Origin of the sequence: Archangium minus (genome assembly GCF_044360475.1) — a bacterium.
GTDB lineage: Bacteria > Myxococcota > Myxococcia > Myxococcales > Myxococcaceae > Archangium > Archangium minus.
Genome location: NZ_CP043494.1, coordinates 1338422 through 1353421 on the forward strand (window position 1 = coordinate 1338422; position 15000 = coordinate 1353421).

The 15000-nt window shown below is 69.5% G+C and carries 13 protein-coding genes; 5 read left to right on the forward strand and 8 right to left on the reverse strand.

All coding sequences use genetic code 11. The annotated features are described in order from the left end of the window. Nucleotides 1–36 precede the first annotated feature (36 nt). A complete protein-coding gene (locus F0U60_RS05695; RefSeq protein WP_395815039.1) occupies nt 37–879 on the forward strand; it encodes an AAA family ATPase in 843 nt (280 codons plus the stop codon). Nucleotides 880–892: 13 nt separating this feature from the next. After that, the gene (locus F0U60_RS05700) at nt 893–2092 is read left to right on the forward strand and encodes a VWA domain-containing protein (RefSeq protein ID WP_395815042.1); all 1200 of its coding nucleotides are present in this window, start codon (nt 893–895) and stop codon (nt 2090–2092) included. Between the two features lie 3 nt (nt 2093–2095). Here the strand turns inward: F0U60_RS05700 and F0U60_RS05705 are convergent, their stop codons facing one another. Further along, nucleotides 2096–2683 (reverse strand): YdeI family protein, encoded by a 588-nt coding sequence (locus F0U60_RS05705; RefSeq protein WP_395815045.1) that lies wholly within the window; start codon nt 2681–2683, stop codon nt 2096–2098. A 102-nt stretch (nt 2684–2785) separates the two neighbouring features. On the opposite strand from F0U60_RS05705, the gene F0U60_RS05710 reads away from it, so the two are divergent. Beyond that, nucleotides 2786–3226: an organic hydroperoxide resistance protein gene (locus F0U60_RS05710; protein ID WP_395815048.1), complete on the forward strand. Its 441-nt coding sequence runs from the start codon at nt 2786–2788 to the stop codon at nt 3224–3226. An 89-nt stretch (nt 3227–3315) separates the two neighbouring features. On the opposite strand, the gene F0U60_RS05715 is transcribed toward F0U60_RS05710, so the two are convergent. After that, entirely contained in the window at nt 3316–4494 is a 1179-nt protein-coding gene (locus tag F0U60_RS05715) for a DUF6068 family protein (RefSeq protein ID WP_395815051.1), read from the reverse strand. A gap of 57 nt (nt 4495–4551) precedes the next feature. On the opposite strand from F0U60_RS05715, the gene F0U60_RS05720 reads away from it, so the two are divergent. After that, entirely contained in the window at nt 4552–6588 is a 2037-nt protein-coding gene (locus F0U60_RS05720; protein ID WP_395815054.1) for a hypothetical protein, read from the forward strand. A 45-nt stretch (nt 6589–6633) separates the two neighbouring features. On the opposite strand, the gene F0U60_RS05725 is transcribed toward F0U60_RS05720, so the two are convergent. The 5 genes from F0U60_RS05725 to F0U60_RS05745 form a co-directional block, all read right to left on the reverse strand. Next, nucleotides 6634–8322 carry an amidohydrolase gene (locus F0U60_RS05725; protein ID WP_395815057.1) on the reverse strand — a complete coding sequence of 563 codons (1689 nt, stop codon included), beginning with the start codon at nt 8320–8322 and terminating at the stop codon, nt 6634–6636. A gap of 89 nt (nt 8323–8411) precedes the next feature. Continuing rightward, nucleotides 8412–10268, reverse strand: coding sequence for a M56 family metallopeptidase (locus F0U60_RS05730; RefSeq protein WP_395815060.1), 1857 nt, complete (start codon nt 10266–10268; stop codon nt 8412–8414). After that, nucleotides 10265–10651, reverse strand: coding sequence for a BlaI/MecI/CopY family transcriptional regulator (locus F0U60_RS05735; protein WP_203410604.1), 387 nt, complete (start codon nt 10649–10651; stop codon nt 10265–10267). The genes F0U60_RS05730 and F0U60_RS05735 overlap by 4 nt, the downstream gene beginning before the upstream one ends. Nucleotides 10652–10734: 83 nt before the next feature. After that, on the reverse strand, nt 10735–12471 hold the full coding sequence (locus F0U60_RS05740; RefSeq protein ID WP_395815064.1) for a hypothetical protein: 1737 nt from the start codon (nt 12469–12471) through the stop codon (nt 10735–10737). Nucleotides 12472–12586: 115 nt separating this feature from the next. Further along, nucleotides 12587–13360, reverse strand: a complete 774-nt coding sequence (locus tag F0U60_RS05745; RefSeq protein WP_395815067.1) for a rhomboid family intramembrane serine protease — start codon at nt 13358–13360, stop codon at nt 12587–12589. A gap of 125 nt (nt 13361–13485) precedes the next feature. Between F0U60_RS05745 and F0U60_RS05750 the strand changes: the two genes are divergently transcribed. Further along, on the forward strand, nt 13486–14442 hold the full coding sequence (locus tag F0U60_RS05750) for an alpha/beta fold hydrolase (RefSeq protein WP_395815070.1): 957 nt from the start codon (nt 13486–13488) through the stop codon (nt 14440–14442). 12 nt (nt 14443–14454) lie between these two features. Here the strand turns inward: F0U60_RS05750 and F0U60_RS05755 are convergent, their stop codons facing one another. Beyond that, complete coding sequence (locus tag F0U60_RS05755; RefSeq protein ID WP_395815073.1) at nt 14455–14976, reverse strand: YkgJ family cysteine cluster protein; 522 nt, start codon at nt 14974–14976, stop codon at nt 14455–14457. Nucleotides 14977–15000: the final 24 nt, after the last annotated feature.

Below are 15000 nucleotides of genomic sequence, written 5' to 3' on the forward strand. Positions count from 1 at the left end.
AAGGAGCCGGAGCGGTGTTAAAGGGAGGGACACGCCATGACGTCCTCTCCTTCTCGTTTCCGCGGAACTGATTCCTACCTCTCCAGCGAGGGCCTGCAGGCCGCCGTCAACTGTGCGCTGACGCTCCAGCGTCCGCTGCTGGTCCGAGGTGAGCCCGGCACGGGCAAGACGCTGCTGGCCGAGGCCGTTGCCGAGAGCCTGGGGCTGCGCCTGCTCACCTGGCACGTGAAGAGCACTACGCGCGCCCAGGACGGCCTGTATGTCTACGACACCGTGCAGCGCCTGTACGACTCGCGCTTCGGTGACGGGGACGTGCGCGACATCCGTCGCTACATCCGCATGGGCCCGCTGGGCGAGTCCTTCGCCTCGAAGGAGCGCGTGGTGCTGCTCATCGATGAGGTGGACAAGGCGGATGTGGAGTTCCCCAACGACCTGCTCCACGAGCTGGATCGGATGCGCTTCCGCATCTCCGAGACGAACGAGGACGTGGTGGCCACGCACCGTCCCGTCGTCATCATCACCAGCAACAACGAGAAGGAGCTGCCGGACGCCTTCCTGCGCCGGTGCGTCTTCCACTTCATCGACTTCCCGGACCAGGAGCTGATGCGGCGCATCGTCGCGGTGCACCACCCGGGGCTGGACGAGTCGCTGACGAAGCAGGCGCTCGACATCTTCTACGAGCTGCGCAACTTCACGCGGCTGCGCAAGCGGCCGAGCACAAGTGAGCTCGTGGATTGGATCGCCGTGCTGAAGGCCAACGGCGTCACGAGCATGAAGCTGGACGAGAACCTGCCCTTCCTGGGCGCGCTGCTCAAGCGCGAGCAGGACTTGATGGCGGTGGCGGAGGCCTTCGGGCGCGGCCGTCGGACGAAGGCCTGAGCGAGGGCGAGCCATGTTCCTGCCCTTCCTCTACGAGTTGCGGCGGCGCGGGGTGCCGGTGGGCGCGCAGGAGGCGCTCTCGCTGGCGGGAGCGCTGAAGGCCGGGCTGCACGACAGCTCCCTGGACGGCTTCTACCATGTGGCGCGGGCGCTGCTGGTGCACGCGGAGACGCACCTGGACGCCTTCGATCAGGCCTTCCTGGCGCACTTCAAGGGAATGGAGGGCGCGGGGCAGCAGCTCACGGAGGAGCTGTTGGAGTGGCTGAAGGACGCGCGCGAGCGGCGCGAGCTCACCCCGGAGGAGCGGGCGCTGCTGGAGCAGTTCAACGTGGAGGAGCTGGAGAGGCTCTTCCAGCAGCGGTTGGACGAGCAGCGCGAGCGGCACGACGGTGGGACGAAGTGGATTGGGACGGGGGGCGCGTCGCCCTTCGGGCACTCGGGCAACCCGCGCGAGGGCTTCCGGGTGGGCGGGGAGGGCGCGGGAAGCCGCATGGCGATGAAGCTCGCGGGAGCGCGCAGGTACCAGGGCTACCGGGGCGACGTGGTGCTGGACACGCGGCAGATGGCGGTGGCGCTGCGCAAGCTGCGGGCCTTCGCGCGCGAGGGCGTTCCGGACGAGCTGGACGTGGAGGGCACCATCGCGGCCACGGCGAAGAACGCGGGCGAGCTGGAGGTGGTGACGCGCCCGCCGCGCAGGCCCAACACGCGCGTGGTGTTGATGATGGACGTGGGTGGGTCGATGGACCCGTACGCGCACCTGGTGAGCCGGCTCTTCTCGGTGGCCAAGCAGGCCACGCACTTCAAGGAGCTGCGCACCTACTACTTCCACAACTGCGTGTATGGGCGCGTGTTCGACTCGCCGTACCTCGTGGGAGGCCTCAGCGTGCCGGACCTGCTGGGGCAGGTGGGGCGGCACCACAAGCTGGTGGTGGTGGGCGACGCGTTGATGGCGCCGTACGAGCTGACGATGCGGACGAACGCGGAGGGCCGCTACGATCCGGTGGACGGCAAGGAGGGGCTGGTGTGGCTGATGGAGCTGGCGCGGCACTTCGAGCGCAGCGCCTGGCTCAACCCGGAGCCTCCGCAGACGTGGCGGGGCAACACCATTCAAGCGGTGAAGAACGTCTTCGACATGTTCCCGCTGACGTTGGAGGGACTGGGAGACGCGGTGGCGCACCTGACAAAGGGCCGCATGGTGCGCGGGCGCCGGTAGCGCTCACTTCGACCCGGGCTTGCGCGTCAGGAGGGGAATGGTCCGTCCGTTCGCTGAGTCTTCGATCAGCGTGGTCAGCCGTTTGAGCCGGGTCTCTTCCTTCTTGGCGCTCACCACCCAATGGGTGGCCGATCTCTGGTACCAGGGGGCCTGCGCCTGGAAGAAGGTCCAGGCCTTCTTGTTCGCCTTCAGCTTCTTCTCGTACTCCTCCGTGAAGGTGGGGTTGTCCTTCTGCTCGTGCGAGTAGATTCCGGACTTGTCCTCCGCGCGTTTCTCGAAGGCCTCAAGGCCCGCGGGGTGCATGAGTCCCAGGCGGGTGAGCTCCTGGACACGTTTGATATTGACGTTGCTCCAGATGCTCCGGGCCTTCCGGGGGGTAAACCGGATGGTGTAGCTGACGTCGTCGACGCGCTTGCGCACGCCGTCGATCCATCCAAAGCAGAGGGCCTGATCCACCGACTCCGGCCACGTGATGCTGGGTTTGCCCGAGTCCCTCTTATAGAACCCGACCAGCAGCTCTGGTTCTCGGGCGTGATGTTTCTCGAGCCATGAGCGCCATTCAGCGGGGGTCGCGAAGAAGGTGGGTTTCATTCTGATGAACAGTGTACTGGCTGGGAGAATGGCTCTGCACGTGTGAGGTGGGGGGATTAGAAGGGGCACTCCACTCGCTGTCCCCTTCAGAGGAGTCCTCCCATGGCCCCCATCGCCATCCAGCCGCTCTACACCGCCACCGCCACCTCGCACGGGGGGCGCAACGGTCGCGTCCGCTCAGACAATGGGACGATCGACATGGCGCTCACCATGCCCAAGGCCCTGGGCGGTCCGGAGACCCCGGGCTCCACCAACCCCGAGCAGCTCTTCGCCGCGGGCTATTCGGCGTGCTTTGAGGGCGCGCTGCGCCTGGTGGCCGGGAAGATGAAGAAGCAGATCAAGGACGCTCACATCACGGCGAAGGCCACCATCGGGAAGACCCCGACGGGCGGCTTCGGCCTGGCGGTGGAGCTCCACGGCAAGCTCGAGGGGGTGTCGCAGGCGGAGGCCGATGAGCTGATGCACGCCGCGCACCAGGTGTGTCCGTACTCGCTGGCCACCCAGGGCAACATCGAGGTGAAGCTCTCGGCCGAGGCGGTCTGAGCGTCTCACAGGCGCAGCGCGTGTGGTGCTTGCCCACCGCCACCCGGAGCCGGGGCGGTGGGCTGTCCGAGCGAGAAGCTCAGTGGGCTTTACTTCGAGCCGCCAAGCCAGGTGCCCCACCGGACGAGCCGGCTGCTGCCCTCGGGCTCGCGCTTGCCACCCGCGAGCACGCGCTCGGTGCCCTCGTTGAGCGTCCGGAAGCGCGCTTCGTAGGGCAGGCCCGAGAGCACCGGCCCCCACGGATCGGCTGCGACCGTCTCCGAGTAGACGCGCTGGGTGCCATCCGAGGTCTCGGTGCGCTGCACGGTGATGGCGGGCACCGCGCGCTCCTCCACCGTGAAGGTGCCACGGGTGCCAGACGCGGCGGTCGTGGGAGGCCAGTCACCCGCACTCAGCGCCTCGAAGGGCAGGCCCAGCAGCACCTCCTCGAGGCGCTCCGGCTCGGCCTGGGAGAAGTCGGAGCAGGGGGCCGCGTTGGTGTCGATGGGGCCCTCGGTGCGCAGGAGGAAGCCGCGCTCGGCGGCGAAGCACACGCGGAACACGCTGGGCGAGGGGGCCATGTCCACGCGCCGGTCGTAGTACGCGCCGGGGCCCAGCGGCCTGTCCAGCGCGGGCACGGCGGCGTTGGTCCCCGAGCCCTCGCGGAACTCGCGCAGCGTGACCTGGATGCCGCCCGGAACGCGGAAGCCGGCGGACTCGGTGTTCGCCTCGAGCAGGCCCTGGGTGAGGTAGAGCGGGCCCGGCTCGTTGGCGTACACGCGCGTGCGCAGGGGGCCATCCACGGGGCGCTGATCACTGACGTAGCGCATGGCCTCCCAGGTGCGGCCGGCGGTGGTGGGGCGCTCGGCGCTGGCCTCGCCCGCATGGGGCACGTCGAGCGGGCGCGTCACGTCCGCGCGCACGGGGATGAGCTGGTCCTGTGCGAGCCGCGTCTGCGCGAGCGGCTTGCCGGCTTCATCGGAGAAGGTCACGCGCACCCAGACCCAGGGCTGCTGCACGGCCTCCACTTCCAGCGTCACCTGCCCGCTGAGCGCTCGCGCGGTGCCGCCTTGGGGCGCGGGGCCCTGCTTGGCGGAGAAGGCGTAGGTGACGCGGTCGCCCACGCGGGCGCGCTGCCAGCCGTCCTGGGTCTGCACGGGGGCGTCCTTCTGGGTCTGGGGGTCGGAAGGGGAGGGGCCGCTCGACTTCGTGCTCTCGCAGCCCGGGAGGAGGGACAGTGCCGCGCCCAGCAGCGCGGCGACGGAAAGAGGGGAGTGGCGCATTTGCATGTGAGACTTGATACACCGGGCGTGTATTCAGTCCCATCTTTCGTTGGAGCCGCGCGCATGCCCCCGTCCCTGCCCATCCGCCGCGTCGTCCTCTACAAGCATGGTGTTGGTTACTTCGAGCGCCGCGGCAAAGTGAACGGAAGTGAAACACTTCACTTCGACTTCAAGGCACGGGACATGAATGACGTCCTGAAGTCGATGACAGTGTTGGATTTATCGGGTGGCTCGGTATCGGCGGTGAGCTACGACTCCACCAAGCCGCTGGAGCAGCTGCTCCAGGAGGCCACCATCCGGATTCCGGACTCAGGGAGCCTCACGGCGCTGCTGGGACAAATCAAGGGCGCGCGGGTGCGTGCGCGGGTGGGCCGGGAGCAGCAGGTGGAGGGCGTCATCGTGGGGCTCGAGTCCCTGGCGGTGGCGCAGGGCGAGGTGGCGGTGCACCGGCCCTTCCTGACGCTGCTGGTGGGCGCGTCGCTGCGCAGCTTTGATCTGCTGGACGTGGCGGAGCTGGTCTTCCTGGACGACACCGTGCGCAAGGATCTCGAGTTCTACCTGGCCACGGTGCTGTCCTCGTACAAGAAGGACACCAAGCGGCTGTCCGTGCTCACCGCGGGCGAGGGCGAGCGGGAGTTGTTCGTCTCGTACGTGCTGGAAGCGCCGGTGTGGAAGACGAGCTACCGCATCCTCCTGGACGAGGAGCAGAAGCCGCTCTTGCAGGGCTGGGCGGTGGTGGATAACACGGGGGACGAGGACTGGGAGGACGTGGACCTGGCGCTCATCGCCGGGCTGCCGGTGTCCTTCGTGCACGACCTCTACAACCCGCGCTACATGAAGCGGCCCGTGGTGGAGGTGCGCACGGAAGCGGCCGCGGCACCCGTCATCCCCGAGGAGGCGTTCGAGACGGCGGCCGAGGAAGAGGTGCTGGCCGACGAGGGGGCGCCCATGGAGATGATGAAGGCCATGCCGGCGATGGCCGCACCGGCTCCCTCGCCCATGCGGACCTTCGGGGCGGTAGTGGGGGGCGCGAGACGGCGCGAGGCCATGGAGCGCAGCGCGGACGTGAAGACGCTGACGAAGGAGGTGGGTGACCTCTTCGAGTACCGGGTGGACCACCCGGTGACGGTGCACCGCAACCAGAGCGCGCTGGTGCCCATCCTCCACCGTCCCTTCGAGGGCAGGCGCGTGCTGCTCTACAACCGCTCCACGCGCGAGAAGAATCCCATGGCGTGCATCGAGCTGAAGAACACCACGGGGCTGACGCTGGAGGGCGGGCCCGTGACGGTGACGGAGGCGGACACGTACGTGGGCGAGGCGATGCTCGACACGATGAAGCCCGACGACAAGCGCTTCGTCCCGTACGCGGTGGAGCTCGGGTGCGTGGTGTCGGTGGAAGACAAGATGGAGGAAGGGCCGGTGTTCAAGGCGGTGGTGAACCGCGGCACGCTGGTGGTGGAGTTCTACCACTTCCGGCGCACCCACTACCTGGTGCGCAACAAGGGGAAGCGGGCGCAGACGCTGTACCTGGAGCATCCGCGCACGGGCTGGCAGCTGCAGGACACGCAGGAGCCCGATGAGACGACGGACGGCTTCTGGCGTTTCAAGCGCGAGCTGGCGGCCGGTGCGAGCGAGGACTTCGCCGTCACCGAGTACTCGGGAGGCCAGCGCTCGTACTACCTGTCGAACACCGGCGCGGACGAGGTGGGCTTCTTCCTGAGCTCGGGCTTCATTGACGAGCGCGTGGCGCAGGGCATTCGCGAGGTCATCGCCATCCGCGAGCGGGTGGCGCGGCTCAACGAGGACGAGCAGCGGCTGACCCAGGAGCGAGCGCACCTCTTCAAGGACCAGGAGCGCATCCGGGCCAACATCGAGTCCCTGAAGAGCGGAGCCTCCCAGCGCGAGCTGGCCGAGCGCTTCGTGACGAAGCTGAACGAGCAGGAGGATCGGCTGGAGTTCATCGCCCGCGAGCTGGAGCGGGTGGCGCGCGAGAAGCGCGAGGCTCAGGACGAGGTGAACCGCAAGGTCCAGGCTCTGTCCTTCACCGCGAACCTGGGCACGCCCCCCGCCGACAAGGGCAAGGGCAAGGGGCGAGCGTAGGGTCGAGGAGCCGGGGCTCTCCTGCCCCGGCTCCGCCTCCGTGCGCTACGGGGCCCGGTAGACCTCGGCGCCGGCCACCACCGTGAGCTTCACCTGGGCCTTCAAGAGCTCCGCCGGCGACGCGTCCACCGGGTCCACCGAGAACGCCACGAAGTCCGCGTCCATGCCCGGCTTGAGCCGACCCCGCTCGTTCTCCGCGAACGCCGCGTAGGCCGCCCCCACCGTGAAGCCCTCCAGCGCCTCCTCGCCGCTCAGCCGCTGCTCGGGGTACCAGCCGCTCGCGGGCTGGCCTTCCGCGTCCTGCCGCGTGCGCGCCGCGTACAGCCCCAGCACCACGTCCGGCCGCTCCACCGGGAAGTCGCTGCCGAGCGCCAGCGGCGCCCCCGACTCCTTCAGCTTCTTCCAGGCGTACGCACCCTGGATGCGCTTGGGCCCTACGCGCGTCTCCGCCCACGGCATGTCGCTCGTGGCGTGCGTGGGCTGCATGCTCGCCACCAGACCGCTCTGGCCCAGCCGCTGGATGTCCTCCAGCCGCATGATCTGCGCGTGCTCCACCCGGTGCCGCAGGTGGCGCGTCCCCGTGGCCTCGGACTCGCGCAGCAGCGTCTCCAGCACCAGCGTGTTCGCCCGGTCTCCAATCGCGTGCGTGGCCACCTGGAAGCCGCGCGACATGAAGGCCTTCACCCGCGCCTCGTACTCCTCGGGCTTGAGCAGCAGCAGGCCGCGGTGGGCCGGCTCGTCACTGTAGGGCTCGTGCAGCGCCGCGCCCCGGCTCCCCAGCGCTCCGTCCAGCAGCAGCTTCACCGAGCGCAGCGTCAGCATCCGTCCCTGGAAGGGGCCCTCGCGCAGGTACGTCGCGTGGTCCGGCCCCTGGCCATCCGCCATCGCGTAGACGCGCAGCGGCAGCTTGCCCTGCTCGTCCCAGCGCCGCAGCAGCCGGAAGGTGCGCAGGTCCATACCCGCGTCGTGTGCTCCCGTCAGCCCCACCTCCGCGCAGCGCGCGAGCGCCGCGGCGAGCCGCGCCTCCAACTGGGCGTCCGTGGGGGGCGGCACCACCGCGAGCACCAGGTCCATCGCGTTGTCCACGAGCACGCCCGTGGGCTCGCCGTCCGGGCCTCGCAGGATGCGGCCTCCCGCCGGGTCCGGCGTGTCCTTCGAAATCTTCGCGCGCCGGAGCGCCTCGCCGTTCACCCACAGCGCATGGCCATCCACACGCTCGAGCACCACGGGCGTCTTCGGCAGCTTCGCGTCCAGCTCGGCCCGGCCGGGGAAGCTCTTCTCCGGCCAGTCGTTCTGATCCCACCCCCGGCCGATCAGCCAGTCGCCCTGCATCGCCGTGGCGGGCGCGGCGGTCACTCGCGCGAGGATCTCCTCACGCGAGGCCGTGCCCTCCAGGCGCACTCCAGCGAGGCTCTGGCCGAGCCCCGCCAGGTGTCCGTGCGCGTCGGTGAGGCCGGGCACCACCGTCACGTCTCCCAGCTCCACCACCCGCGCGCCTGCTCCCGCCGCGGCGAGCACCTCGTCCCGGGTGCCCACCGCGAGCACCTTCCCCGCGCGCACGGAGAGCGCTTCGGCGATCGGCCGCTCCGTATTGAGCGTCCGCACGCGCCGCGCGACATACACGGTGGTGGTGGAAGAGGAAGGGGCCTGCTGCGCTTCCGGAGTACGCCGGGCACAACCGGCCGCGCTCGCGACGAGGAGCACTGCGCCAAGGAGGGACTTCAAACCGTGCATCGCTCACCTTTCGGACTGCCCCGGAGGCCGGGGTCGGTGGCGGCGCACTCTGGCGCACTCGCGTGCGAGTGGGAACTTCGTGCTACGGGCTAGCGCTTCACTGGCTCGGCCAGCCCCTTGCTCACCGCGTCATCCAGCAAGGTCTGGGCCTTCTTCTCGGCCTCCTGGCTTCGTGCCTCCATCTGCTCGCCGAGCTTCTCCATCTGCTCGCCGAAGTCCTCCATCGGCTCGCTGTACTTCTCCATCTCCTTGCTGAGCGCCTCCATCTGCTGCTCGATGGGCTCCCGCTGCTTGTCGAGCTCGTCGATCTGCTTCTGGAGCTCCTCCTGCTCGCGCTCGAGCTGCTCCCGCTGGCGCTTGGTCTCCGGGGTCTCCTTCTCGTCATCCTCCATTTCCAGGAGGCTCGCCTTGAGGGCGAGCTGGGCCTGTTTCCGTCCCAGCTGGCCCTGCTTCGAGCCGAGCTCGCCCATCTTCCCGCCAAACTCACCCATCTTCCCGCCGAGCTCGCCCATCTTCCCGCCGAGCTCGCTCATCTTCCCGCTGAGCGCTTCCTGTTTCGTGCTGAGCTCCCTCATGTCCTTGAAGGCATCCTCGAAGGCCGTCAGCGTCTTCGCATCCCGGATGAGGAACTCCTGGCCATCATCGCGGCGCGCGTAGAGCAGGGGCAGCTTTCCGTTGCCCGCGAGGCGGCGAGCCACCTTCAGGTCGTGCGTCGAGCCGGACATCGTCGCGTCATCCGAGGAGCGGAGGAGGACGTAGGAGTACCTACGGTCTTCGTCCTCGACGAGCACGCGCGGAGGCGCGGGAGGCTTCGCCGGGGCGGCGGGCTGCGCGGCCGCGACGCGGGGCATGGGGGGCGGCGCGGGCGGAGTGGCGGGTGTTTCGCGGGCCACCACCTGGAAGGGGACAATCGCCACCAGGGCGAGGCCTCCCAGGGTCCAGCGCGTCCAGCGGCGGTGCTTCGATTGGGTCCCAGCATGTTCCAGCATGGCGATCCTCCGTTTGAGGGCTGCGAGGTGTGACGAGGCACCGGACGCCGCCGCGGCAGCCGGAGCGCGGGCGACACCGAAGATGAGCAGGAGCCGCCCGTACTCGCGGGGCGCGGCACCGGTGGCCTGGAGCGCGGCGGCGTCGCAGGCCTCCTCTCGAGCGAGGGCGTACTCCCGGCACGCCCGCCGCACGAGCGGATGGAAGAAGAGCACTGCCTGCGCGAGCACAGGCACCCAGCCGAGCCACAGGTCCCCGCGCCGCACGTGGGCGAGCTCGTGTGCCAGCGCCATGCGCTGCTCCAGCGGGGACAGGGTCTCCAGGGCCTTGCGCGGCAGGATGACCTCGGGGTGCAGCAGGCCCAGTGCGAGCGGGCCTGGCGCATGCTCGGAGACGAGCAGCCGGGGGACTCGCGCGAGGCCCAGCTCCCGCCCGAGTGTCGCCGCGGCCTGGTGGAGCGAGGCGTCCTCCAGCGGCCGGGCCTCGCGTCGGATGTGACGCAGCTGCACGAGCCCGCGCAGCAGCTCCCGCCCCTGCCAGGCGATGCCGCCGAGCCACACGAGCAGCGCCCCCCAGACCAGCGGCGTCCAGTCCGTGCGCGTCTCAGCGTGCTCCGGCGCGAGCACTCCGGGAGTGGACCTGTCACCGCTCTTCATCTCGCCTGGCCTCACGTGCGCGTGAGCCGGTGCTGAGGCCACCTCCTTCACGAGGGCCACGCGCGCCTCGGAGGCGGGCAGCAACGGCAGGCGCACGGCGACGGGCGCGCACAGGCTCACCAGGCACTTGAGGCCCACGAGCCACCACAGCGTGGTGCGCACGGACGCAGGCAGCTTCGGCAACGCGCGCGTGAGTGCCCACACCGCCAGCGCCCAGAGCGCCCCCTGCCACGTCACCTGCCAGAGCGCGTGCAGGACACCGGGCCCGAGCTCCCTCACCACCTCCAGGTCCAGGGCGCTCATTCCTCGCCCTCCTTCTTCGACTTGAGCCGGGCAACGGCCTCTTCGAGCTGGCGCAGCTCCTCGTCGCTGACCTCGTCGGCCTGGGACAGCCACGTGGCGAAGGGAGACAGCGAGCCCGCCAGGGACTTCTGCACGAAGTCACCCACCACGCCGCGCAGCAGCTCCGCCAGCGGCACGCTCGAGCTGTACTGGTAGACGCCCTCCACCTTGTTCCGGGTGAGGTGCCCCTTGCTCCGCAGCCGCTCCATCACCGTGAGGATGGTGGAGCGCGCCAGCCCCTGCGGCTCACCGAACTTCTCCGCCACCTCGCCCACGGTGGCCGGGCCGTGCTCCGCCACCCAGCGCAGCACCGCCAACTCCTGGTCTCCCACCGGCTTTTTCATGCACCTCACCCGCGTGACTACAAGTGTCGTCACGAAGCAAGGTAGCGGTGACTACGGTTGTAGTCAAGTCAGGGGAGGCGGGTTCAGGAGCGCTCGCGCTCGAGCACCAGCGGCGTCCAGTCCACACCCAGGGACAAGCGGGGCACGGTGACGCTGCCGTCCGAGGCGGCGGTGACGGTGCCGCTGGCCTTGCCGAAGCTCCAGCGGATGCGCTCGCCCGGCAGGCAGTGGAAGCGCTGCACGCGCCGGGGCGTCACGTCCACCACGGGCGTGTCGGTGACGCCGGGGCCGAGCACCGCGCGCAGGGGCAGCAGGAAGCGCCCTTGCGTGTCCACCAACGCGCTGGTGTCCCAGCGCAGCGAGCGGTTGAGCATGCCCGCCACGTCGCCATCCCAGCCGGTGTCTCCGGCAATCTTCGGGTCTCCCGCGTAGCCGGAGTCGTTGCGCCACGGCTGACGTCCGCTGCCCCCGCTGCCCGGGTTGCCGTCCCACGAGGAGCGGCTGAAGGCCGGGAAGGCCAGGTCTCGCCGCAGGAAGGTCCGCGCATCCGTGCGCGGGTTCCAGCCGCGGTCCCACCAGCGATGGCCCAGCCAGGGGTCTGCCTCCACATGTCCACCCTCGTCCCAGACCGCGACGTGGCCGATGTGCCAGGACTGCAGTGACTCGTAGAAGGAGGCACCGGTGAGGGGGCTGGGCCTCACCACGGAGCCGAAGTGGATGATGGGGTCGTCCTTGCCGTGCTCCAGGAAGAGGAACTGCGAGCGCGCTCCGGGCTCGTCCCGCAGGGCGCGCGTCAGGTCCAGGCGGCTCCAGACGCCCAGGCCCTGCGCGTCCGGCACCTCCTCCTCGGGCATGCCCCACAGCGAGGAGAGCTGCGCGAGCCGCCAGGGACGGTGGGCTCGCGCCACCGGCTGCGCATGTTTGGCGAACACTCCCGCGAAGTGCCGCGCGTCCAGCAGGCCGAGCGTCAGCGCGCCCGCACCGCCCATGGAGTCTCCCTCCACGAAGACGCGCTCGGGGTCCGCGCCGGGGTAGCTGCGCAGCACCCACTCCAGCAGCGCCAGCACTCGGCGCGCGGTGTACGGCGGCACGGCCGTTCCCTGCACCGGGCCTCGCGGCAGGCTCTCGGAGTAGCCCCACCAGTAGGTGAGGTTCGGGTCACTCGGCTGGATGATGAAGCGATCCGTGGACACCTGGGTCGTGGGCGGCCAGTTGCCCACGCCGTGCAGGCTCACCGTCACCGGCATGGGGTTGCCGGCCATGGCGGCGAGCGGCACCGTCACCACCGCGGGGAAGGTGCGCCCAGCGTAACCGGGGCTGTCCAACCACGTGTCCGTGGGCTGCTCCAGCGTCAGGCGCAGGCTGCCGGGCAGCTCCTCGCGCTGGACGATGCGCGGCTCGGGCGGACGCACGGTGTCGCGCACGGCGATCGTCATCCGCGCCTGCGTCGTGGCCTGGTCGTCCTTGGCGGTGAAGGTGACTTCGTGGCGCCAGCCGCCCTGGATGAAGTCCGGTTGGAAGGTGAGCGTGCGAGCGAGCTCGTCCCAGTGCGCCCCTGGCGGCAGCCCGTCCACGAAGACGCGCAGGTTGCCTTGTGCGCCCTCCACCTGGACGGTGACGCGCAGCACCTCCTCCTCGTTCACGGTCTGCAGAGGCGGGACTCGCACCGTGAGCGTCTGGGGGCCGTTGGGAATCAGGGGCTCGGTCTCCGACTGAGCGGACGCGGACCGTTGCGGGTCCAACAGCACCGTCGTCAACAACGCCAGGGCCACCGCGAGGTGCCGCGGATTGCAAGACTGGAACATCCTCACCCGACGCATCGTGCCACACCCTCACGAACGGCTTCAGAGGAGACTGAGGTCCCCGAGCCGCGGTTCTCGACCCTGCTCTGTCATTGAGCAAATCGCATGCCCCTGACACAGAGGCGCGATCTGTTCACGGATGGTCCGGGTGGAGCCGGTGCCGCCACCCGGAGCGCCGGGAGGTGAGGTTTCGGTTCTCGAAGAACTTCACCAGCACGAGCCCCGCGACGAAGCCGCCCACGTGGGCCCACACGGCCACGCCGCTGCCGCCCTCGGCGTTGAGCTGATTGAGCTGGGGCAGGCCGGTGATGACCTGGAGGCCGAACCAGTAGAGCAGCACCAACCAGGCGGGCAGGGGGATGATGCGGAAGATGATGATGAAGATGAAGAGCATGTTCACCCGCACGCGCGGGTAGAGGATGAGGTAGGCCCCCATCACTCCGGAGATGGCGCCCGAGGCTCCGACCATGGGGATGGGCGAGGAGGGGTCCACCGCCACCTGGGCCGCCGCCGCCGCCAGGCCGCACACCACATAGAAGACGAGGAAGCGCATCCGGCCCATGCTGTCCTCGACGTTGTTGCCGAAGACCCAGAAGAAGAGGCAGTTGCCCAGGATGTGGCCCCAGCTCCCGTGGAGGAACATGGAGGTGAGGGGCGTGAGGCGGTTGATGGGCTCCTGGTCGACCACGCACGCCAGCCCGTCCCCGAGCGGCACCTCGAGTCCTACCGGGGCCCCTCCGGTGAGCTCGCCCGGGACGAGCCCGAGGTTGCACACGCTGGAGACGAGGGCCAGGGTATTGAGGCCAGCACCCTGCACGAAGACCCAGGTGGCCCCGATGGCACCGAGCAGCAGGTAGGTGACGATCGGCGTGCGGAGTGTGGGGTTGTCATCGCTGAGAGGAATCATCGGGCGGCTCCATCATGTCCATGACGGAGCTGCGAGGCACTGATTTCGTCGCGCGTGTATGGCGGCGGACGTCCTCGCCCCGGGACCGCTTCCGTCTGGGGAGGAGCGACCCTAGCTGTGTGCGCATGACTGCCATCACTCCGCTCTTGATTCCGCTGCCTGGCCTGCGTGTGCAGGCGCTGGAGGCCGGCCCCGCCGATGGGCCGCTGGTGCTCCTGCTCCACGGTTTCCCCGAGCTGTCCGAGAGCTGGCGCGAGGTGCTGCCCCGGCTGGCCGAGGCAGGCTTCCGCGCGGTGGCGCCGGACCTGCGGGGCTATGGCGGCACGGACCGGCCCAAGGGGGGCTATGACATCGATACGCTGGCCAACGATGTCGTCCAGATGGCGCGCTACCTCCAGCCGGGGCGGCCCGTGTACCTCGTGGGCCACGACTGGGGCGGGCTCATCGCCTACCACGTGGCCGCCCACCACCCAGAGGTGGTGGATCGTCTGGCCATCATCAATGCCCCGCATCCGTCCGTGATGACGCGGGATATATGGAAGCCCGCGCAGCTCGTGCGCTCCTGGTACGTGTTCTTCTTCCAGCTTCCGTACCTGCCCGAGCGCCTGCTCTCCGCGCGAGGGGGCGCGTTGGTGCCGCGGTTGTTGCGCAGGTCGATGGTGGACCCGTCGCGCGTGCCGCTGGGGCGTCTGGCGGAGTACGAGGCCAACTTCTCCAGCAGAGAGGCGGCGCGCGCGGCCATCGACTACTACCGCCAGCTGTTCCGCCGCAACCTCTCGCCCAAGGGGCTGCGCGAGTCGCGGAACTACCCCCGCATCCGCGCGCCCTTCCTGCTCATCTGGGGCGAGCAGGACGTTGCCCTGCGCAAGTCACTCACCCAGGGATTGGAGCCATACTTCGAGCAGCGGCCCGTCGTGCACTGCCTGCCCGAGGAGGGCCACTCCGTGCCGTTGGAGGCCCCGGAGAAGGTGGCGGCACTGCTCCTCGAGCACTTCGCCGCGGAGCGTCCCGTGGAGGAGGCGCGGGAGACGTGGGCCACGCGCGAAGGCGTGCACGGAGAGGAGCCGCAGCCCCCAGCGTGACAGGCTCTGGGCTCACTCCTTGAGGTGCAGCTTGCGCACCAGCTCCTCGTACTTCTCCGGCGGGAGGTTGGCCTTCTCCAGCGCCTGCCGGAGCTGCTCGCCTTTCTTGTACACGGCCGAGTAGCCGCACTCGGGGAGGAACTCCGGCAGCGCTGAGTAGGCGAGGTTGCGCGGGTAGTCCCTGCACATGCCCGGGCGGCTGTCATAGGAGTCGCACTGCTTCGTTACAGGATCGTAGTGCGTGCAGCGGAAGACGAAGAGCTTGTGCCGGCGGTCCTCGCTCACGTACTCGAAGCCATTCACGAGCCGGTGCCAGGTGAGCGTGAGCCAGCGCAGCGAGCGCAGGTAGAACACGGGTCGACTCACGGCGATGACGGGCGTCTCGCAGCAGCGACCACAGCCATTGCAGGCCCCGGTGAGTCGGTAGCGCGGCTCTCCTTGGGCGCGCAGCACCAGGCGCGTCAGGGAGAGGTCGATGGTGTAGCGGATCAACGCGAGCCGTTTGATGGCTCGGCGGATGAGCCCGTCCCTCATGGTGGCGCCAGTCTACCAGAGGGG

Bases quoted from the DNA above. Each gene is read 5' to 3' on its own strand.
- F0U60_RS05695 (WP_395815039.1), top strand. From the start codon at position 37: ATGACGTCCTCTCCTTCTCGTTTCCGCGGAACTGATTCCTACCTCTCC.
- F0U60_RS05700 (WP_395815042.1), top strand. From the start codon at position 893: ATGTTCCTGCCCTTCCTCTACGAGTTGCGGCGGCGCGGGGTGCCGGTG.
- F0U60_RS05705 (WP_395815045.1), bottom strand. From the start codon at position 2,683: ATGAAACCCACCTTCTTCGCGACCCCCGCTGAATGGCGCTCATGGCTC.
- F0U60_RS05710 (WP_395815048.1), top strand. From the start codon at position 2,786: ATGGCCCCCATCGCCATCCAGCCGCTCTACACCGCCACCGCCACCTCG.
- F0U60_RS05715 (WP_395815051.1), bottom strand. From the start codon at position 4,494: ATGCAAATGCGCCACTCCCCTCTTTCCGTCGCCGCGCTGCTGGGCGCG.
- F0U60_RS05720 (WP_395815054.1), top strand. From the start codon at position 4,552: ATGCCCCCGTCCCTGCCCATCCGCCGCGTCGTCCTCTACAAGCATGGT.
- F0U60_RS05725 (WP_395815057.1), bottom strand. From the start codon at position 8,322: ATGCACGGTTTGAAGTCCCTCCTTGGCGCAGTGCTCCTCGTCGCGAGC.
- F0U60_RS05730 (WP_395815060.1), bottom strand. From the start codon at position 10,268: ATGAGCGCCCTGGACCTGGAGGTGGTGAGGGAGCTCGGGCCCGGTGTC.
- F0U60_RS05735 (WP_203410604.1), bottom strand. From the start codon at position 10,651: ATGAAAAAGCCGGTGGGAGACCAGGAGTTGGCGGTGCTGCGCTGGGTG.
- F0U60_RS05740 (WP_395815064.1), bottom strand. From the start codon at position 12,471: ATGCGTCGGGTGAGGATGTTCCAGTCTTGCAATCCGCGGCACCTCGCG.
- F0U60_RS05745 (WP_395815067.1), bottom strand. From the start codon at position 13,360: ATGATTCCTCTCAGCGATGACAACCCCACACTCCGCACGCCGATCGTC.
- F0U60_RS05750 (WP_395815070.1), top strand. From the start codon at position 13,486: ATGACTGCCATCACTCCGCTCTTGATTCCGCTGCCTGGCCTGCGTGTG.
- F0U60_RS05755 (WP_395815073.1), bottom strand. From the start codon at position 14,976: ATGAGGGACGGGCTCATCCGCCGAGCCATCAAACGGCTCGCGTTGATC.